Source organism: Sanguibacter biliveldensis, assembly GCF_033798665.1.
Lineage (GTDB): Bacteria > Actinomycetota > Actinomycetes > Actinomycetales > Cellulomonadaceae > Sanguibacter > Sanguibacter inulinus.
Genome location: NZ_CP138359.1, coordinates 3,560,196 through 3,578,873, shown reverse-complemented (window position 1 = coordinate 3,578,873; position 18,678 = coordinate 3,560,196). Strand labels below are relative to the sequence as shown.

General features: G+C 71.5%; 15 protein-coding genes and 1 tRNA gene. 8 read left to right on the top strand and 8 right to left on the bottom strand.

Going from position 1 to position 18,678, the window contains the following annotated elements; genetic code table 11:
* Positions 1-20: 20 nt before the first annotated feature.
* The 4 genes from SANBI_RS15575 to SANBI_RS15560 form a co-directional block, all read right to left on the bottom strand.
* Positions 21-1,262: a DUF4032 domain-containing protein gene (locus tag SANBI_RS15575; protein WP_056128123.1), complete on the bottom strand. Its 1,242-nt coding sequence runs from the start codon at positions 1,260-1,262 to the stop codon at positions 21-23.
* 201 nt (positions 1,263-1,463) lie between these two features.
* Entirely contained in the window at positions 1,464-2,594 is a 1,131-nt protein-coding gene (locus SANBI_RS15570) for an ABC transporter ATP-binding protein (protein WP_056128126.1), read from the bottom strand.
* Positions 2,595-2,795: 201 nt separating this feature from the next.
* Entirely contained in the window at positions 2,796-3,632 is an 837-nt protein-coding gene (otsB, locus tag SANBI_RS15565; protein WP_319156624.1) for a trehalose-phosphatase, read from the bottom strand.
* Positions 3,633-3,634: 2 nt separating this feature from the next.
* On the bottom strand, positions 3,635-5,080 hold the full coding sequence (locus SANBI_RS15560) for an alpha,alpha-trehalose-phosphate synthase (UDP-forming) (protein WP_319161335.1): 1,446 nt from the start codon (positions 5,078-5,080) through the stop codon (positions 3,635-3,637).
* A gap of 153 nt (positions 5,081-5,233) precedes the next feature.
* Here SANBI_RS15560 and SANBI_RS15555 point away from each other — a divergent pair, with 153 nt between their 5' ends.
* From SANBI_RS15555 to SANBI_RS15540, 4 genes are all read left to right on the top strand, one after another.
* Positions 5,234-7,093, top strand: a complete 1,860-nt coding sequence (locus SANBI_RS15555) for a serine/threonine-protein kinase (protein ID WP_319156621.1) — start codon at positions 5,234-5,236, stop codon at positions 7,091-7,093.
* A gap of 64 nt (positions 7,094-7,157) precedes the next feature.
* Positions 7,158-7,991 (top strand): DsbA family protein, encoded by an 834-nt coding sequence (locus SANBI_RS15550; protein WP_179913730.1) that lies wholly within the window; start codon positions 7,158-7,160, stop codon positions 7,989-7,991.
* A 149-nt stretch (positions 7,992-8,140) separates the two neighbouring features.
* Positions 8,141-8,213: transfer RNA gene (locus SANBI_RS15545), tRNA-Thr, on the top strand.
* A 191-nt stretch (positions 8,214-8,404) separates the two neighbouring features.
* A complete protein-coding gene (locus SANBI_RS15540) occupies positions 8,405-9,235 on the top strand; it encodes a DsbA family protein (RefSeq protein ID WP_319156618.1) in 831 nt (276 codons plus the stop codon).
* Between the two features lie 68 nt (positions 9,236-9,303).
* On the opposite strand, the gene SANBI_RS15535 is transcribed toward SANBI_RS15540, so the two are convergent.
* Together SANBI_RS15535 and SANBI_RS15530 are read right to left on the bottom strand one after the other, a co-directional pair.
* Positions 9,304-10,164, bottom strand: a complete 861-nt coding sequence (locus tag SANBI_RS15535) for an SGNH/GDSL hydrolase family protein (RefSeq protein WP_408669713.1) — start codon at positions 10,162-10,164, stop codon at positions 9,304-9,306.
* Between the two features lie 57 nt (positions 10,165-10,221).
* Positions 10,222-10,947, bottom strand: a complete 726-nt coding sequence (locus SANBI_RS15530) for a uracil-DNA glycosylase (RefSeq protein WP_319156616.1) — start codon at positions 10,945-10,947, stop codon at positions 10,222-10,224.
* Positions 10,948-11,173: 226 nt separating this feature from the next.
* Between SANBI_RS15530 and SANBI_RS15525 the strand changes: the two genes are divergently transcribed.
* The 3 genes from SANBI_RS15525 to SANBI_RS15515 are packed head-to-tail and all read left to right on the top strand — an operon-like array spanning position 11,174 to position 13,671.
* Positions 11,174-11,485 carry a DUF3263 domain-containing protein gene (locus SANBI_RS15525; RefSeq protein WP_319156614.1) on the top strand — a complete coding sequence of 104 codons (312 nt, stop codon included), beginning with the start codon at positions 11,174-11,176 and terminating at the stop codon, positions 11,483-11,485.
* 58 nt (positions 11,486-11,543) lie between these two features.
* Entirely contained in the window at positions 11,544-12,179 is a 636-nt protein-coding gene (locus SANBI_RS15520; protein WP_319156612.1) for a LytR C-terminal domain-containing protein, read from the top strand.
* 4 nt (positions 12,180-12,183) lie between these two features.
* On the top strand, positions 12,184-13,671 hold the full coding sequence (locus SANBI_RS15515; RefSeq protein ID WP_319156610.1) for a phytoene desaturase family protein: 1,488 nt from the start codon (positions 12,184-12,186) through the stop codon (positions 13,669-13,671).
* Between the two features lie 145 nt (positions 13,672-13,816).
* On the opposite strand, the gene SANBI_RS15510 is transcribed toward SANBI_RS15515, so the two are convergent.
* On the bottom strand, positions 13,817-15,208 hold the full coding sequence (locus SANBI_RS15510) for a glycoside hydrolase family 15 protein (protein ID WP_319156608.1): 1,392 nt from the start codon (positions 15,206-15,208) through the stop codon (positions 13,817-13,819).
* Positions 15,209-15,500: 292 nt separating this feature from the next.
* On the opposite strand from SANBI_RS15510, the gene groL reads away from it, so the two are divergent.
* Positions 15,501-17,135 (top strand): chaperonin GroEL, encoded by a 1,635-nt coding sequence (gene groL, locus SANBI_RS15505; protein WP_319156607.1) that lies wholly within the window; start codon positions 15,501-15,503, stop codon positions 17,133-17,135.
* A 111-nt stretch (positions 17,136-17,246) separates the two neighbouring features.
* Here the strand turns inward: groL and SANBI_RS15500 are convergent, their stop codons facing one another.
* Complete coding sequence (locus SANBI_RS15500; RefSeq protein ID WP_319156605.1) at positions 17,247-18,389, bottom strand: ROK family transcriptional regulator; 1,143 nt, start codon at positions 18,387-18,389, stop codon at positions 17,247-17,249.
* Positions 18,390-18,678 lie beyond the last annotated feature (289 nt).

Below are 18,678 nucleotides of genomic sequence, written 5' to 3'. Positions count from 1 at the left end.
GGGCTCGCTGAGGGGCCCTGCTACTCCTGCTGGTCTGCGGACTCTGGGGGGAGGCCGAGGATCGCCATCTCGTCGGGGCGGTCGCGCAGGACGTTGTCCACGTAGCTGGCGACGGCCTCGGAGAGCGGGACGTCCCGGCCCTGCTTCTCGGAGATGAACCAGCGGTGGTCGAGGACCTCGTGGAACAGCTGGGCGGGCTCGAGCTTGCGGCGCTGGTCGCGCGGTACGGCGCGGACGGTCGGCTCGAAGACCCCTGACAGCCAGTCGTGCGCGACGAACTCTTCTTCGTCGTTCTGGCGGTCGGTCGCGGCCCTGTAGGAGTCGAGGTCGTTGAGCAGGCGCCGGGCCTGGTTCTCCTGGACGTCGAGCCCTGTCAGGCGCAGCAGACGGCGTGAGTGGTGACCGGCGTCGACCACCTTCGGCTGGATCTGCACGCTCGTGCCGTCGATGTCTGTCGTGATCTCGAGCTCGCCGACGTCGAAGCCCAGGTGGTTGAGGCGCTCGATCCGGGCAGCCACGCGCCAGCGGTCCTCGGAGTCGAAGGACTCCTCGTCGGTGAGCGCGCTCCACAGCTCGTTGTAGCGGTCGACCAGGGCGTCGCCGATCGCGATGGTGTCGACGTCCTCGTCGAGGAAGTCGCCGGCGGCGAGGTCCATGAGCTCGCCGATGATGTTCGTCCGTGCGAGGTCGACGTCGTAGTTGCGCTGGCCGTCGGTCAGCTGGGGGTGCAGGTCGCCGGTCTCGGCGTCCACGAGGTACGCGGCGAAGGTCTCGGCGTCGCGGCGGAACAGCGTGTTGGACAGCGACACGTCGCCCCAGTAGAAGCCGATGAGGTGCAGACGCACGAGGAGCACGGCGAGGGCGTCGATGAGACGCGTCGCGGTGTCGGGGCGCAGGGTCTGGCTGAAGAGCGAGCGGTAGGGCAGCGAGAACTGCAGGTGCTTGGTGATGAGCACGGCCTCGAGCCGTTCACCGTTCGCGTCCTGGCGACCGGTGATGACCCCGACGGGCTCGACGCTCGGCACGCTGATGCGGCTCAGCTGCCGCAGCAGCTCGTACTCGCGGTAGGCGACGGACTCGCCGATCTCCTTGACGGCGATCACGCCGCCGGACATCTTGACGAAGCGCACGATGTGCCGCGAGATACCGCGGGGGAGCGCCGCGAGGACCGACGAGGGCCACTGCTCGAGCGGGACGTCCCACGGGAGGTCGAGCAGCGCCGGGTCGGGCGAGGCAGCGGTGATCTGGAGGTTGTGCGCCACGGGTGCGGTCCTTTCCGTGGTGGGAGCCGCACGCGGGCGCTCCGACCGTGGGGTCGCGGTGCGCCGTCGACCGGCGCGCAAGAGTGTCAGCAGTCAGTGGACCACATGCGTGGCCCGGCACGGAAAGCGACGGGACGAGACGAGGAGCACAGCAAAGGGCGGGTACCGACCAGCTGGTCCGTACCCGCCCTCGCTGTCACGTCACTGGCTGGAGAGACGCAGACCCGTGCTGGGCGAGAAGACGTGCTCCTGGCCCTGGCGGATCGAGACGTAGATGCGCTCGCCCTTGGCGGGTGCGGTCCGCGGGTTGATGCGGACGATGACCTCGTGGTCGCCGGCACCGGCCGACGAGAGGTCGGCGCCGCCGAGGTCACCCTTGAGGGTGCCGTAGACGAACGCGTCGGAGCCGAGCTCCTCGACGATGTTGACCTGGACCTCGAGGGCAGCCGGGTCGGTCTCGCTGACGATGTCGAGGGCCTCGGGACGGAAGCCGAGGGTGACCTTGCCCTTGTCCTCGGCCGTGAGACCAGCAGCAGCCTCGCGGGACAGCGGGATGCGAGCCTTGCCGATCTCCGCGACGCCGTTCGTGACCGTGAAGGTGCCGAGGTTCATGGCCGGGGAGCCGATGAAGCCTGCGACGAACACGTTCTTGGGGGAGTCGTACATCTCGCGCGGCGTGCCGACCTGCTGGAGGAGACCGTCCTTGAGGACCGCGATGCGGTCGCCCATGGTCAGCGCCTCGGTCTGGTCGTGCGTGACGTAGACGGTCGTGACGCCGAGACGGCGCTGGAGCGACGCGATCTGCGTACGGGTCTGGACACGGAGCTTGGCGTCGAGGTTCGACAGCGGCTCGTCCATGAGGAACACCTGCGGCTGACGCACGATGGCACGGCCCATGGCAACACGCTGACGCTGACCACCCGAGAGGGCCTTCGGCTTGCGGTCGAGGTACTCGGTGAGGTCGAGGATCTTCGCGGCCTCTTCGACACGGCTGCGGATCTCGGCCTTCGGCTTGCCGGCGATCTTGAGCGCGAAGCCCATGTTGTCGGCGACCGACATGTGGGGGTACAGCGCGTAGTTCTGGAACACCATCGCGATGTCGCGGTCCTTGGGCTGCACGTCGGTGACGTCACGGTCACCGATGAGGATGCGGCCCGCGTTGACGTCCTCGAGGCCTGCGAGCATGCGCAGCGAGGTGGACTTTCCACAACCCGAGGGGCCGACGAGGACGAGGAACTCGCCGTCTTCGACGTGGAGGTTGAGCTGGTCCACCGCAGGACGCTCGGTCCCGGGGTAGATGCGGCTTGCGTGGTCGTACGTGACCGTAGCCATGGCGATACATCCCTTCACCGGCAGGTACGTGCCGGACGATCCGTTGTGAAAGGTGTCAGAAGCGTCTTCGCTGACACACCCACACCTGCGACGGTGTGAGCCAGGACTCATCCTGCCACAGAATCTGGGGGGTGGTGTCTCGGACGGGTCTCGGTCTCACGAGGCGCTCGTGCGCGTGGGCCCGGGACCCGTCCGGAGGTGTCAGGAGAGCAGGTCCGCCACTGTCGCGAGGACCTGCGCGGCCTCGTCGACCGAGGCCACCCGGAACCGCGCAGCGGTCTCGCCCGCGCCGACCTTGACGGTGACGTCGGTCGGTGCGAGCACCTCGAAGGCCCGTTCGTCGGTCACGTCGTCCCCCATGTAGAGGACGGCTGCCGCGCCGAGCTCGTCGCGCAGCCGGGTGAGCGCGAGCCCCTTGGAGGTGTCGAGCACGGCGATCTCGACGACGTCCTTGCCGGTCATCGTGTGAGCGCCGTAGCGGGCGCCGACGGCGCGGGCGGCGTCCCCGGCGCGCTCGGCCGCTCCGGGCTCCGTCCGGCGGGTGTGCAGCACGGCGGCCGAGGGCTTGTCCTCGACCCAGGCACCCTCGGCCTCGGCGGCGACGGCCTCGAGCCCGGCGCGCACGCCGTCGAGGGTCGCGCGCTCGTCGGTCGTGAGGGCGAAGGGGTGCCGCTCGACCGACGACGTGCCGGCAGCACCGGGGGTCTCGGTGCCGGCGTCGGCTGACGCGGCGACCACGTGGCCCTGCTCGGCCCCGTGGCTGCCGACGAGCGACGTGCCCACCGGGGCACCCGACAGCTGCGCCAGCGTCGCGAGGTCGCGCCCCGAGACGAGTGCCAGGCGGACGTCTGCCTGGGGGAGAGCGGCGAGCCTCTCGAGCGCCGCAGCAGCGGCAGCCGTGGGCGCGGACGCAGACGGGTCGTCGAGCAGCGGTGCGAGCACCCCGTCGAAGTCGCTCGCGACCAGGACGGGGTGACCGGCGGAACGCGCCGCGACGAAGGTCGCGAGCGCTGAGGTGAGGTCCTGCTCGAGCGTCATCGTCATCCTCGGTCGTGGGACGCGAGGTCCCGTCGGTGCGCCGCTGCGGTCGCGTCGCCTCGGGCGTCGTCAGAGTGGGTCTGGTCGCCGTCCTGCGGGATCGCGAGGGTGTCGAGGAACCGGCTCGACCACTTCGCGACGTCGTCGGTGAGGACCCTGCGGCGCAGCCGGCGCATGCGCTTGCGCTGCTCCTTGGGGTCCATCGTGGCGGCGCGCAGGATCGCGTCCTTCATGCCGTCGATGTCGTGCGGGTTCACCAGGACGGACCCGGCGAGCTCGTCGGCGGCCCCGGTGAACTCGGACAGCACGAGCACGCCCGCGTCGTCCGAGCGCGCGGCGACGTACTCCTTGGCGACGAGGTTCATGCCGTCGCGCAGGGAGGTGACGAGCATGACGTCGGCCGCGAGGTACAGGGCCGCCATCTCCTCCGGAGGGTAGGAGTGGTGCAGGTAGTGGATCGCGCTGTGGCCGATCTCGCCGTACTCGCCGTTGATGCGCCCGACGAGGACCTCCACGTGCTCGCGGAGCTCCTGGTACGCGCCGACGTTCTCGCGGCTCGGGCTCGCGACCTGCACGAGGGTGCAGTCGGCCGGGTCGAGGCTGCCGTCCTGCAGGAGCTCGCCGTAGGCCTTGATGCGGTGGCGGATTCCCTTGGTGTAGTCGAGACGGTCGACACCGAGCATGACGATCTTCGGGTCGCCGAGGTCGTGCCGGATCTCACGGGCGCGGGCCTGCACCTCGGGGGAGCGGGCGAGCTCGTCGAAGCGGCGCGAGTCGATCGAGATCGGGAAGGGCGCAGCGCGCACCGTCCGGGCCGGGGCCCCGTCGGTCGCGGGGACCTGGATCATCTGGCCGCGCGTGGTGAGGTCGGTCAGGCGGCGCACGGCGCGCGAGAAGTTCGCGGCGTCGCCGGCGCGCTGGAAGCCGATGAGGTCGGCGCCGAGCAGCCCCTCGACGACCTGGCGGCGCCAGGGGAGCTGCTGGAAGATCTCGAGCGGGGGGAAGGGGATGTGGTCGAAGAACCCGATCCGCAGGTCCGGGCGGATCTTGCGGAGCATGCCCGGGACGAGCTGCAGCTGGTAGTCCTGCACCCACACCATGGCACCGTCGGCAGCCTGCGCGGCCGCGGCCTCGGCGAAGCGCTGGTTCACCTTGCGGTAGGTGTCCCACCACTGCCTGTGGAAGGCAGGGGGTGCGATCACGTCGTGGTAGAGCGGCCAGAGGGTGTCGTTGGAGAACCCCTCGTAGTAGCGCTCGACCTCGCCCGCGCTCAGGGTCACCGGGACCAGGCGCATGTCGTCGGCGTCGAAGGGGTCTGCCTCGAGGCCTGGTGAGCCGGCCCAGCCGACCCAGGCACCGTCGGCGCTCTGCATCACGGGCTCGAGCGCCGTGACCAGGCCTCCTGGAGATCTCTGCCAGCTGACGGTCCCGTCGTCGTCGACAGACATGTCGACCGGGAGGCGGTTCGCCACCACAACAAGGTTGAAGCCATCTTTACCCACGCGTGATCAACTCCTTGGATGTGGTCCAAGGGTATAGACACTGTGCGCACGGTGCTCAATGAGCCCGTGTGAGGCTGCTCTCCAGCGTACGGTAGCCCGATGGAGCGGATCGGACTAGAGCCCGGGACCGAGGTCGGCGGGTACAGGATCGTCTCGCCCCTCGGGGCGGGCGCGATGGGGGCTGTGTACCGCGCTGTCGACGGCGGCGGGAACGTCGTCGCCTTCAAGGTCCTCCACGCGCACGTCGCAGCAGACGCCGACATGCGGGCCAGGCTCGGTCGCGAGATCGCTGCGCTGCGCCGCGTCGACCACCCGGCCGTGGCCCACCTGCTCGACGCTGAGCCTGACGCCTCCGACATGTTCATCGTCACCGAGCTCGTCGACGGCCCGACCCTCGAGGCGGAGATCGCCGACGGCGGACCCCTCGGGCCGACAGACCTCTACGAGCTGGCCGACCAGCTGGCCGACGCCCTCGTCGCCGTGCACGCCGCCGGGGTGATCCACCGCGACCTCAAGCCCAGCAACGTGCTCATCAGCCCGGAAGGGCCCGTGCTCATCGACTTCGGGATCGCCCACGGCCTCGAAGACGCCCGCATGACCTCTGTCGGCTTCGTCATGGGCACCCCCGGGTACCTCGCGCCCGAGCTGATCGACCGCGGCGACCCCTCGCCCGCGAGCGACTGGTGGGGCTGGGCCGCGATGCTCGTCTACGCGGCGACAGGCCGTGCGCCCTTCGGTGTGCGACCCCTCGACGCCGTCATCGCCCGGGCCCACTCTGGCGATCCCGACACCGCAGGGCTCGGGCCCGTCACGACAGCCGCGCTGCGCGGCGCCCTCGACGCGAACCCGGCCCGCCGGTGGTCGGCCGACCGTGTCGTCGAGGCGCTCCGGGTGGCCGCCGACCGCGGCGACACCCCGGGCACCACGTGGTCTGGGCTCGGCGGCTACGGCTCTCTCGCCCCGGGTGCGGCAGCAGCCGCCGGTGCCACCCAGGTGCAGGGACCGCCGCCCGCCGGGACCGAGGTGCTCGGCGCACCCGTCGGCGCACCGGCCGCTGGGGCCGAGCGCTACGGCTCCTGGTCCGACGACGGCACCCAGGTCGCGTCGGTGGCGGCGCGCGAGGGGACGGGCACAGCGATCATGCCCGTCACCTTCGACAAGGAGCCCTACCCGTCCCAGCCGATGCCACCGTCGTACGGCCCGGGCGGTGACGGTCAGTCCCGCTCCGCGGGCCAGCCCGGTCCTGCCCAGGGCCAGCCCGGTCAGCCGCAGGGCTTCGACCCTGTCCTCCCCGGCTACCAGGGCGGACCGGAGCGCGGATACGTCCCGCCGCCCGTGCCGCACCGGCCGCTGGCCGTGTTCGCGCTCGCGGTGCCCTTCGTCCTCGCCGCCGCGACCTTCCCCGGGCGGGCGCTCGTCGCGCTCCTCGCCGTCGTCCTGGTGTGCCGCGTCGTGGGGATCAGCCACTCGAGCCTGCACGGGCGGCGCGAGCAGCGTGGGGTGCGGGCCTCTGACACCGCTCAGGCTGTCCTGCGGGCCCCGTGGCACGTGGTGCGCGCAGTCCTCGCGACGATCCCGTCCGTGCTCGTCGCGGCGAGCGCCGTCGTCGTGCTCTGCGGCCCGGTGTGGTGGTTGCTCACCACGGACAGGCTCGTCATCGGGTCGAACGGCTCGGGCGGAGGCACAGCCCCGGACGGGGGCAACGAGCCCTGGGTGTACGCGACGCTCCTCGGGGCCGCTGCGCTCCTCGCTGCCGTCCTGCTGTGGTTCGGACCCGTGACTTCGCTCGCCCGGCACGGGGCCAGGGTGGTCCTGCGCACCGTGGCACCGGGCTGGATCGGGACCCTCGTGATCGTGCTCCTCGCGGCGCTCGTGAGCTGGTTGTTCCTCGGTGCTGTCCTCGACGGGAGGGCTGTCGAGTGGGCGCCCCTCCAGGAGCCGCCCAGGTTCGATCGGTAGTGTCGGGGGCTGACACAGACCCCGGCGCACCCCCATCCCCCACGCTTCGCCCCGAGAGTCCTTCATGCTCAGCACCCACCCCCAGAGGTCCACGGCGGACCGCCGCGCCCAGGCGCAGGCGAACGCCGACCAGGCCGCGCGCGACCAGGCGCGGCGAGACCGTCGTACCCGCGTCGTCCTCGGGGCAGCCGCAGCGCTCGCCGTCCTCACCGTCGCGCTCGTCGTGTGGTTCGTGCTCGGACGCGGTGGCCCTCAGGTCGAGGGGATCAGCGAGCTGCCTGAGGGCGTCGACGCGCCCTCGGTCTCCGACGCCCACGGTGGCATCTCCTTCGGGGCCAGCGGCGAGGCCGGGTCGACCTCGGGCGAGGACGCCGTGCGCGTCGACGTCTACGTCGACTTCCTCTGCCCGGCGTGCGCCCAGCTCGAGGACGTCAACGGCGCCGACCTCGAGAGCCTGCGGTCCGAGGGGTCGGCGACGGTGGTGCTCCACGCCATCAGCTTCCTCGACGCCAAGTCCGACGGCGGCAGCTATTCGACCCGCGCCGCGGCAGCCTTCGCCTACGTCGCCGACGAGGCCCCCGCCCAGGCCTACGACTTCCAGGCGGCGCTCTTCGACAGCCAGCCGACCGAGGGGTCTGCGGCGCTCAGCGACGAGCAGATCGAGGGCATCGCGGTCCGGGTGGGCGTGCCTGCAGACGTCGCCGAGGGCATCGACGGGGAGCGCTACAGGGACTTCGTCGGTGCGCTCACCCAGGTGGCCTTCGGCGACCCGGACCTCCTCGACGACCAGGGCCGGTTCACGACGCCGACGATCCTCGTCGACGGCACGGTGTTCGAGGGCGACTGGAGCAGACCGGGTGAGCTGCGGGCTGCTGTCGAGGCCGCGGCCGCAGACTGACACGGGCCCTGACCGGCCCTGACCGGCCCTGACCGGCCCTGACCGGCCCTGACCGGCCCTGACCGGCCCTGACCGGCACAGACCGACCTCGGTTTCCCTCCACGGGCCGAGCAGGTAGAGTGGCGCACCGCACGGGCCCACCCGTGCATGCCGCCTTAGCTCAGCTGGTAGAGCATCCGCCTTGTAAGCGGAAGGTCGTCGGTTCGAACCCGACAGGCGGCTCCGTCGCTCGCTGCGACCCCGACCCGTCTCTCGCCTCGCACGACGCGACCCGACCCACCCCTCCAGACGTCTCCTGACGGCAGCGCCGTTCCGGTAGCGTCTGTCCGAGCAGGCTGCGCGTCCAGCGTCCGTCCAGGATCGCGCCGTACTCTCCTCACGCCGACCCTCATCCGACGAATGGTTCCGAACTCATGGTCACCAAGCCCCCGCAGTCGCCCAAGGCAGACCGCCGTGAAGCTGCGCGCGCCCAGGCTCTCAAGCTCCAGCAGGAGCAGCTGCGCCGCGAGAAGCGCACGCGCATCACGATCTTGTCGTCGATCGTGGCAGGGCTCGTCGTCGTCGGGCTCATCGTCTGGCTGATCCTGCGCAGCGCCGGCCCGGACTTCACAGGCGCGAGCGAGATCCCTGCAGACGTCGCCCGCCCTGCGACGGCGACCGAGAACGGCGGCGTGACCTTCGGGGTCGACGGCGTGGCCGGGACCGACTCGGGCGCGGACGCCGTGAACGTGGACGTGTACCTCGACTACATGTGCCCCATCTGCGGTCAGTTCGAGGACACCAACTCCGAGGCCCTCGACCAGCTCCGTGAGGCAGGAGACATCACGCTGACCATCCACGCGATCTCGATCCTCGACCGCGTGTCGCAGGGGTCCGCGTACTCGACCCGCTCCGCGCAGGCCTTCGCCTTCATCGCGGACCAGGCACCGGAGCAGGCCCTCGACTTCAGCGAGGCGCTGTTCGCCCAGCAGCCCGCCGAGAACACCGCGGGTCTCTCGGACGAGCAGCTCGTCTCGATCGCGGAGAGCGTGGGTGTCCCGGCCGACATCGCGGCGAAGATCCCGGACCTCACCTTCAAGGAGTTCGTCGACGCGAAGACGCAGGTCGCCCTCGGCGACCCCGCGCTGAAGAACGACCAGGGCAGCTTCGGCACGCCGACCATCCTCATCAACGGCGAGCAGGTCACCTCGAACTGGACGGTCCCGGGCAACCTCACGACCGAGATCCAGGCCGCCAAGGGCTGATCGCCCCCTCGCACGCAGCACAGCAACGAGGACCCCGACCGTCACGGTCGGGGTCCTCGTTCGTGTGATCAGGCGAAGGGTGTGAGCTCGGGGTACTTCGCCGTGCGGCTGTCCCCTGACGAGCGCCGGCGCAGGCGCCGTGAGGCCCAGGGGCCGACGTGCTCGCGGAGCCAGTGCGCGTTCTCCCGGACCCACTCGATGCGCGGGACCGGTGGCAGCGGCGTGAGCGGGTCGTCCCACGCGGCGTCGTCGGGTGCCTGCCCGAGCCCGACGAGGGCAGCCTCGGCCACGCGGCGGTGGCCGTCGGTCGTGAGGTGGATGCGGTCGTCGGCCCACATGCGCCAGTCGTGCAGCGACCGCATGCCCCACAGGTCGAGGACGTGCGCCCCGTGGCGCTGGGCGATCGACCAGAGATGGGCGTTGAGGATGCCCGTGCGGCCACGGGTCATGCCCACGAGCGGGCTGTCCGAGGCGTCGAAGCCGGTGCCGAGCAGCACGTCGGCCCCGGTCTCGCGGATGCGGACCACGGCGTCCTCGATGCTGCGGGCGACCTGGTCGACGTCGACCGAGGGCCGCAAGATGTCGTTGCCACCGCCGATGAGGCTGACCAGGTCGGGCTTCATCTCGAGGGCGACGGGCAGCTGGTCGCCCAGGATCGACCGGATCTGCTTGCCGCGGATCGCGAGGTTCGCGTAGAGCAACGGGTCCTGGCCGGAGTCGATCCGCCTGTGCGAGAGCGACCTCGCCAGGAGGTCGGCCCAGCCGCGGCACTGCGCGGGATCGGCGGGCTCGGCGTCCCAGAGGCCCTCGGTGAAGGAGTCCCCGACGGCGACATAGCGCGCCCAGGGACCCGGCGCAGGCAGGTGCACGGTCCCTTCGGAGGGGTCGGTCGGTGCATCGGTCGCTGGGGCGGTGTCGTCGTGGTCCACCTGTCCATTCTGTACCTGGCCCCGGACAGGTGGATCCGCCAGGTCCCGGTCGTACCTCTAGAAGAGTGCGTCCTCCGACGACGGCAGCGACCAGTCGACGGGCTGCGCCCCCTGGGCCACCAGCAGCTCGTTGACGCGGGAGAAGGGCTTCGACCCGAAGAACCCGCGCCGGGCCGACAACGGGCTCGGGTGGGCGGACTCGACCACCGGGACGTCGCGCAGGGCCGGTCGCAGCGTCGCGGCGTCCCGTCCCCACAGGACGGCGACGAGCGGACCACCGCGCTCGACGAGGGCCTCGATGGCGCGGTCTGTCACCTGCTCCCACCCGGCGCGTCGGTGCGACCCCGCCTCGCCTGCGGCGACGGTGAGCACCCTGTTGCAGAGCATGACGCCCTGCGCCGACCACGCCGAGAGGTCGCCGTTGGCGGGGGCGGGGACCCCCACGTCGTCCCGGAGCTCCGTGACGATGTTGGCGAGCGAGCGGGGGAGCGGGCGCACGTGGGGCTGGACCGAGAAGGACAGACCCATCGGGTGCCCGGGGGTCGGGTACGGGTCTTGTCCGACGACGAGGACCTTGACGGCGGCGAGCGGGTCTCGGAAGACGCGCAGCACGTCGTCGCGCGCCGGGAGAACGGAGCCGGGGGCTGCGTCGGCGAGGAGCTCGGCGTCGAGACGGTCGATGGTCTCGGCGACGGGTGCGAGCGCCTCGGCCCAGTCCGGAGCGACGTCGTCGAGCAGGTGGCGGCGGTCGGCCGAGGGGTGGGAGCGGGGTGCGTCTGCCATCTGGAGAGCCTCGCAGACAGGCCCGGGTCGGCGCACGCCGGAGCAGCCGGAGCCCTGCGCAGGACGAATGACACGGGTGTCATTCGCGCGTACGATCGGACGCGGTGAAGCCCTCGTCGCGTGGGGACGCCGTGCTGCGAGCCCCGGCCCGCACCGCGTCGGTGATCCACGACGTGGGCCCGGGCGCGACAGCAGGTACCGCCGAGACCAGACCGAGGAGCAGACGATGATCGAAGCAGTCCCGAGCATCGACGAGGACACCCCGACGTCCTCCGCCGACGCCTCGCCGGAGCCCGCCCTCTCAGAGCGGGACGCCGCGATCCTCGACTTCGAGAAGCAGTGGTGGAAGTACGCCGGGGCCAAGGAGCAGGCGGTCCGAGAGCTGTTCGACCTCTCGGCGACGCAGTACTACCAGGTGCTCAACACGCTCATCGACTCGCCCGCCGCGCTCGAGGCAGAACCCATGCTCGTCAAGCGTCTGCGCCGCATGCGGGCCACGCGTCAGCGGGAGCGCACGCAGCGTCGCAGCCAGGTCTGACCAGGACCTGCACACCCGCCTGCCCGCCCCTGGGCCGCAGACCCGTTAGCCTTGCCCGGTGAGCAAGTACCCCGAAGACGAGTTCGACCGGACCGACGGGCTCGGCCTCCCCGCCGGCGTCCACAGGACCCCGCGGTCGGCCTGGAGCAAGACCGCCCCCTTCCTCGTCGTCGTCGTGCTCTGCGCGGCGCTCGCCGTCGCAGCGGTCTACGTGCTGTCCCGCACCCCCGGGTCACCGCTCGACCAGAGCAGCGCGAGCCCGAGCGCGAGCGCGCCGGTGGAGGACCCCGCTGCTGAAGACCCGGCTGCGCAGGACCCCGCGGCCGAGGACCCGGTTGCTGAAGACCCGGCTGCCGAAGACCCTGCCGCTGAAGACCCCGCGGCGGACCCGGAGACCCCCGCCGAGCCTGAGGCGCCCGTCGCTGACACGTCCGTCGCCGTCCGGGTGCTCAACGCGACGGGCCGCTCGGGCGCTGCTGCCGGTGCCGCCGACACGCTGTCCGGGGCCGGCTGGTCCGACGTCTCGGCAGACAACTACACAGGCGACCGGCTCAACGCGTCTGTCGTCTGGTACCAGAGCGAAGACCTCGCCGACGAGGCGCAGGCTGTCGCAGACCTCCTGGGCATCCCGGCCAGCCAGGTCACCCTCGTCCCCGAGCTGCGCGGACCGCTGTCCGTGATCCTCGCCGGGTAGCACCGTGGACGCGTACAACGTCGTCGTGGTGGGGTCGGGGCCGAACGGCCTCGCCGCCGCGGTCACGCTCGCCCGGGCCGGCCTCGGCGTCCTCGTCCTCGAGGCGGAGACCGAGGCCGGGGGTGGCGCTCGCACGCAGGCGCTGCCCGGGTCGGACACAGGGCTGCTGCACGACACGTGCTCGGCTGTGCACCCGATGGCGCTCGCGTCGCCGTTCTTCCGCGAGTTCGACCTCGCTGCACGCGGGGTCGAGCTCGTCGAGCCCGAGGTGCAGTTCGCGCACCCGCTGGACCACGGCGAGGCCGGACTGGCCTACCGTGACGCCGCCCGGACCGCTGCTGGCCTCGGGGTCGACAGCGACGCGTGGCTCGGTCTCGTCGGCCGGCTCTCCGAGCACCCCGACGCGGTGGTCTCGGCCGGTCTCGGTGACCGCCGGAGCATCCCGGGCGAGATGCTCTCGAGCGTCGCAGGCTTCGTCGCGACGGCGCGCTTCGGGCTCGGTGTCCTCGAGCAGGGCACACCGCTGTGGGGTCGTCGGTTCCGGGGTGAGGTCGCCCCGGCGCTGCTCACGGGTGTCGCTGCGCACGCGATCGCGCCGCTGCCCACGCTGTCTGCCGCCGGGACGGCCCTCATGCTCGCGACCCTCGCGCACTCGCACGGCTGGCCGCTCCCTCGAGGCGGTTCGGGCGCGATCACCGCTGCGCTCGTCGCAGACCTCCTGGCACACGGCGGTGAGCTGCGGACCGGCGTCCGTGTCGCCTCGACGGCCGACCTGCCGTCCGCACGGGCCTACGTCTTCGACACGACCCCACGGGCCGCCGCCGACATCCTCGGCGCGCGGCTGCCGGGGACGGCCGAGCGCGCGCTGCGCAGGTTCAGGTACGGCAACGCGGCCGCCAAGGTCGACTTCGTGCTGAGCGGTCCCGTGCCGTGGGCCAACGACGGTGTGTCTCGGGCGGGGACAGTGCACCTCGGGGGTTCACGACCTCAGCTGGTCGAGGCTGAGCGGGCTGTCGCCGCAGGGCGGCACGCAGAGCATCCGGTGACGCTCGTGAGCGATCCTGCTCTGCTCGACCCCGGCCGGGAGATCGGTGGGCTGCGGCCCCTGTGGACCTACGCGCACGTGCCCGCAGGATCGACCGTCGACCCCACCGAGGCCGTCACCACGCAGATCGAGCGCTTCGCACCAGGGTTCCGTGACGTGGTCGTCTCTGCCCACCCCACCACCGCGTCGCGCATGTCCGAGCACGACGCCAACTACGTCGGCGGGGACATCGCGGCCGGGTCTGTGACCATGTGGCAGATGTTCGCCCGGCCGACCCCCTACCCCGACCCGTGGGCGACAGGGGCGCCCGGTGCCTACCTGTGCTCCGCGTCGACCCCGCCGGGGCCCGGGGTGCACGGGCTGGGTGGGTACTTCGCCGCGCGGCAGGTGCTGCAGCGGGAGTTCGGGACCAGGACCATGCCGAGCCTCGCGCCCGAGCGGGGCTGAACCTCTCGGTGGTGCGGGCCGGCGCCTGAGCGCGTGCGGGCCCCGTGGGCCTGGTCGAGCGGGACCCTACCGTCTCCGGGTCCGCGGTCTGTGGGGTCGTCGTCGCCGCGCTGCATCGGGCTGTCCGACGACTCTGCTGGTCGTGTCAGCCGCGACCGGCCTCGGCCTCGTCGAGCAGCACGAGCGTGAGCAGCACGTTCGCGCTGCTCCACGCGAGGGGCGCGAGCTGGGCCGGGGAGCCGTCGAAGAGCACCTTCTCGGGGATCGAGCCGAGCGTCGTGCGGTGGTCGTCGAGCCACCTCAGCCAGCGCACGGCCCCGGTCTCGTCGCCCAGGCCTGCTGAGGCGAGGGCGAAGACGCTCGTCGTGGGTGTCCACGAGATCCCGTCGCGCTTCCAGCTCGTGCCGGGCGCGAGCCCGCCGGCAGGACGGGCCATCCGGGTGGGGGCGGCGTCCCAGGCGCTCAGGACAGCGCGGGGGACCTCGTCTGCGGTCACGGGCAAGAAGGGCGGCAGCAGGAACGCGACGGCCGTGTCGACGCTCGACCCTCCGAGATAACGGCCGTAGCCGGGCGCGAAAGCGTCGTGCACGACCGCGTCGAAGGACTCGGCGACAGTCGCGACCTCCCGTGCCGCTCGCGCGTCCCCGAGGGCGTCGAGGGCCGGCGGCGACGCAGCGAGGGCCATGAGCAGCGGCGCGCTGGTCCCGAGGGTCTGCTTGGACGTCTCGACCTCCCAGTAGTCGGGAGACGGTGGGGGGAGCGTGGTGCCGTCGTCGGTCAGGTCCCGGATGTGCGCGAGGCTGCGCTCGAGCAACGGCTCGAGGTCGCGAGCCGCACGGGCGCGGTCCTGGGGCGACTCGATCTCCGCGATCACCGTCGCCGCGGCCCACAGTGCCCACCCTGTCGCGTCGGTCTGGATGCCACGGTCGTCGGGCGGGCCGGAGCCGTCGGGCAGGTAGCGGGCCTCGAAGGAGCCGTCGGCCTCTTGCACCTGCTGGAGGAACATGACGACAGTGAGCGCGTCCTCGACGTGCCCCGTGCGGGCGAGCGCGACAGCCACGAAGGCGTTGTCGCGGGGCCAGGCGTAGCGCCAGTTCGGCGACCACCCGGCCACGACGGCGCCGTCGTCGAGGGTCAGCGCCCTGACGTCGAGGAGCGCGTCGACGGCCATGTCCTCGAAGTCCGTCCCGGCGCCCGGGACGGTGCCGGCGGCGAGCCAGTCGCGGGACTCCTGAGCCGCGTCCAGCTGGGGCTGCGTGGCTGCTCCGGGGCTCGCCACGGCGACGCGGCTGCCGGGCAGGAACTGCACGTCCGAGCCCGGGGGGATCGGGGTGCGGGTGCCGTCGGGGGCCACCGAGATGCCGGCTGAGGAGAGCGCGACCGTCGCGTTCCGCGGGGAGAAGGGCCAGACCTCGAGGGCCCGTCCTGTGCCGGTGACCATGACCGCTGCGACGAGCAGGAGCGCGAGCAGCGCGGCGCGCGGCCGGCGACGGACGTGCGCCGGGCTCGCGGAGGCGTCGTCGTCGGTCGCTGGCATCGGGTCCACTCTACGAGGACGTCTGGGCATGCTCGGGTGCCGACGCGGTGGTGCCGGCTGCGGGTTCCGCCGTCGGCGTACCGACCTGGGCACCGCGGCGCGCCGCCGCCCTTGCACTCTCGGGTCGAGAGTGCCAATAATTGCGTTAGCACTCTCGCTAGGAGAGTGACAGAAGCATCGGTCGCTCGATGAGGCCCCGAGGCTACGGCGTGACATGAACGCCGCGGTCCGAGGTCGTCCGTCGCGGGCATCGTCCGACCACCACACGCCACCAGCGGAGGATCACACCCCAATGGCAAAGATCATTGCCTTCAACGAGGAGGCCCGTCGCGGCATGGAGCGTGGACTCAACGTCCTCGCCGACACCGTGAAGGTCACGCTCGGCCCCAAGGGTCGCAACGTCGTCCTCGACAAGAAGTGGGGCGCGCCCACCATCACGAACGATGGTGTGAGCATCGCCAAGGAGATCGACCTCGAGGACCCGTTCGAGCGCATCGGTGCTGAGCTCGTCAAGGAGGTCGCCAAGAAGACCGACGACGTCGCCGGCGACGGAACCACCACCGCCACCGTGCTCGCCCAGGCTCTCGTGCGCGAGGGCCTGCGCAACGTGGCTGCCGGCTCGAACCCGATCGCTCTCAAGCGCGGCATCGAGAAGGCCGTCGAGGCTGTCATCGCGCAGCTGCTCGTCGACGCCAAGGACATCGAGACCAAGGAAGAGATCGCGGCCACCGCTGCCATCTCGGCCGGCGACCCCGCGATCGGCGAGCTCATCGCCGAGGCGCTCGACAAGGTCGGCAAGGAAGGTGTCATCACCGTCGAGGAGTCGAACACCTTCGGGCTCGAGCTCGAGCTCACCGAGGGCATGCGCTTCGACAAGGGCTTCCTCGCCCGCTACTTCGAGACTGACGCAGAGCGCCAGGAAGCCGTCCTCGAAGACCCGTACGTCCTCATCGTCGAGTCGAAGATCTCGAACGTCAAGGACCTGCTGCCGCTGCTCGACCAGGTCATGAAGGCCGGTCGCTCGCTGCTCATCATCGCCGAGGACGTCGAGGGCGAGGCTCTTGCGACCCTCGTGCTCAACAAGATCCGTGGCACCTTCAAGTCCGTCGCCGTCAAGGCTCCGGGCTTCGGCGACCGCCGCAAGGCCATCCTCCAGGACATCGCGATCCTCACCGGTGGTCAGGTCATCTCCGAGACTGTCGGCCTCAAGCTCGAGACCGCCACGCTCGACCTGCTCGGCCAGGCCCGCAAGGTCGTCGTCACGAAGGACGAGACGACCATCGTCGAGGGCTCCGGCGACGTCGACCAGATCGCCGGTCGCGTCAAGCAGATCCGTTCCGAGATCGAGAAGTCGGACTCCGACTACGACCGCGAGAAGCTCCAGGAGCGCCTCGCGAAGCTCGCCGGAGGTGTCGCGGTCATCAAGGCCGGTGCCGCCACGGAGGTCGAGCTCAAGGAGCGCAAGCACCGCATCGAGGACGCCGTCCGCAACGCGAAGGCAGCCGTCGAAGAGGGCATCGTCGCCGGTGGTGGCGTCGCTCTCATCCAGGCTGGCAAGGTCGCCTTCGAGACCGCTGGTCTCCTCGCCCTCGAGGGTGACGAGGCGACGGGTGCGAACATCGTCCGCGCCTCGATCGACGCTCCGCTCAAGCAGATCGCGATCAACGCAGGCCTCGAGGGTGGGGTCGTGGCCGAGAAGGTCCGCAACCTCCCCTCCGGCCAGGGCCTCAACGCCGCGACAGGCGTGTACGAGGACCTGCTCGCGGCTGGTGTGAACGACCCGGTCAAGGTGACCCGCTCTGCTCTGCAGAACGCCGCCTCGATCGCTGCGCTGTTCCTCACCACCGAGGCAGTCGTCGCGGACAAGCCCGAGAAGGCTCCGGCCATGCCGGGCGGCGACGGCGGCATGGGCGGCATGGACTTCTGATCCAGCCCGCCCGGGCCTAGCCCGAGCACTGCACCGCCGACGGGCGGGCTCCACCGGGACACGTCCCGGAGGGGTCCGCCCGTCGGCGTACCCGCCCCGTGCACGGGGCTGTCAGGTGCCGAGCACGCCGAAGCTGCTCTGGATGGCGACGGCTGCGGCGCCACGGGCCCAGGGCACGAAGCCGCTGTCGTCGACGACGAGGTCGACCGGGCTGCCCTCGGGGTCGCGGTCCGCGGCGATGGCGGCGTCGAGCTCCGCGCCGAGGCTCTCGACGAGCCCGACCCCTTCGCCCGCGAGCACCACCGTGCTGACCAGCGCGATGTTGGTGATGGCGGCCAGCAGCCGGCCGAGCGACCGCACGGCGGACTCGGTCACGGCCCGCGCGACGGGGTGGTGCGCGGCGGCCATCTCGAGCACCTCGTCGTAGGTGATGGCGCGTCCGAGGGCCACAGAGACCTGCGCACAGATGCTCCCCGTGGTGAGCATGGCTGTCGAGCAGCCGCGGTGGCCGTCCATGCAGAGGGGCCCCGACGGGTCGAGGGGGAAGTGCCCCAGCAGGCCGAAGCCGACGTCGGCTGTGCGCACCACGTGGTCGTTGACGACGAGCCCGTAGCCGACCCCGGCGCCGATGGTGAGCACCGCGAAGTCTGTCGAGCCTCGTCCTGCTCCGAACCAGTGCTCGGCGGCGGTCAGGGCGACGACGTCGTTCTCGATGGTCGACGGGATCCCCAGGCGCTCGGAGACCGCGCTGCGGAGGTCGACCCCTCGCCAGCCGAGGAACGGCGCGCGGTCGACCACGCCGTCGGAGACGTTGCCGCCGAGGCTGATCCCGATGCCGTCGAAGGCCGCCGGTCCGCCGAGTGCCTGGACGACTGTCTCGACGGCGTCGAGGACGTCGTCGAGCGAGGTCGAGGCGAGGCGCGACGAGGCGGACCCGGTCTGGGTCGCGCGAAGGTCTGTGCTCACGCCGAGGGCGTCCTCGCCTGTCAGCTTGATCCCGACGAAGCGGCGGGCGTCGGCCTTCACGTCGAGCGGCTTGACCGGCCGGCCGACAGCACCGTCGGACACCTCGGGGCCTTCGACGAGGATCCCGCTGTCGAGGAAGGTCTTGGAGAGCCGGGTCAGGCTCGCGGGGGACAGCCCGAGCCTGCGGGAGAGCTCGGTCCGGCTGATGGGCCCGTGGACGAGCACCTCGCGGGCGAGGTCGCGCCCGGAGTCGGTGATGGGGGTGGGCATCGGTTCTGCCTCGCTCATCTGGGCTCCTCCTCGTCGTCGTGGCGGTCTTCGGGGTCGATCGAGACGGCGTGCGCAGCCGTGGACCTGCGCCGGCCGAGCTGCCTCGGCCTGATCGGCGCCGTCAGCCTGAGCGCCGTCCGACCGGGGCTCCGACCGTGCACGGTGCGACCGGGCCCTGCGTGAAGACATGCTGCTCCGCAGTCCGACCGTCAACCTACCTGTCGTGTCACGGGGATCGCGATCCGCCGACGAATAAGTTCCATCATCATACCAACCCGGCGAGGCTTGCTGGTGGGATCTCAGAGGT

Bases quoted from the DNA above. Each gene is read 5' to 3' on its own strand.
- SANBI_RS15570 (WP_056128126.1), bottom strand. From the start codon at position 2,594: ATGGCTACGGTCACGTACGACCACGCAAGCCGCATCTACCCCGGGACC.
- otsB (WP_319156624.1), bottom strand. From the start codon at position 3,632: ATGACGCTCGAGCAGGACCTCACCTCAGCGCTCGCGACCTTCGTCGCG.
- SANBI_RS15560 (WP_319161335.1), bottom strand. From the start codon at position 5,080: ATGTCTGTCGACGACGACGGGACCGTCAGCTGGCAGAGATCTCCAGGA.
- SANBI_RS15555 (WP_319156621.1), top strand. From the start codon at position 5,234: ATGGAGCGGATCGGACTAGAGCCCGGGACCGAGGTCGGCGGGTACAGG.
- SANBI_RS15550 (WP_179913730.1), top strand. From the start codon at position 7,158: ATGCTCAGCACCCACCCCCAGAGGTCCACGGCGGACCGCCGCGCCCAG.
- SANBI_RS15540 (WP_319156618.1), top strand. From the start codon at position 8,405: ATGGTCACCAAGCCCCCGCAGTCGCCCAAGGCAGACCGCCGTGAAGCT.
- SANBI_RS15530 (WP_319156616.1), bottom strand. From the start codon at position 10,947: ATGGCAGACGCACCCCGCTCCCACCCCTCGGCCGACCGCCGCCACCTG.
- SANBI_RS15525 (WP_319156614.1), top strand. From the start codon at position 11,174: ATGATCGAAGCAGTCCCGAGCATCGACGAGGACACCCCGACGTCCTCC.
- SANBI_RS15510 (WP_319156608.1), bottom strand. From the start codon at position 15,208: ATGCCAGCGACCGACGACGACGCCTCCGCGAGCCCGGCGCACGTCCGT.
- groL (WP_319156607.1), top strand. From the start codon at position 15,501: ATGGCAAAGATCATTGCCTTCAACGAGGAGGCCCGTCGCGGCATGGAG.
- SANBI_RS15500 (WP_319156605.1), bottom strand. From the start codon at position 18,389: ATGAGCGAGGCAGAACCGATGCCCACCCCCATCACCGACTCCGGGCGC.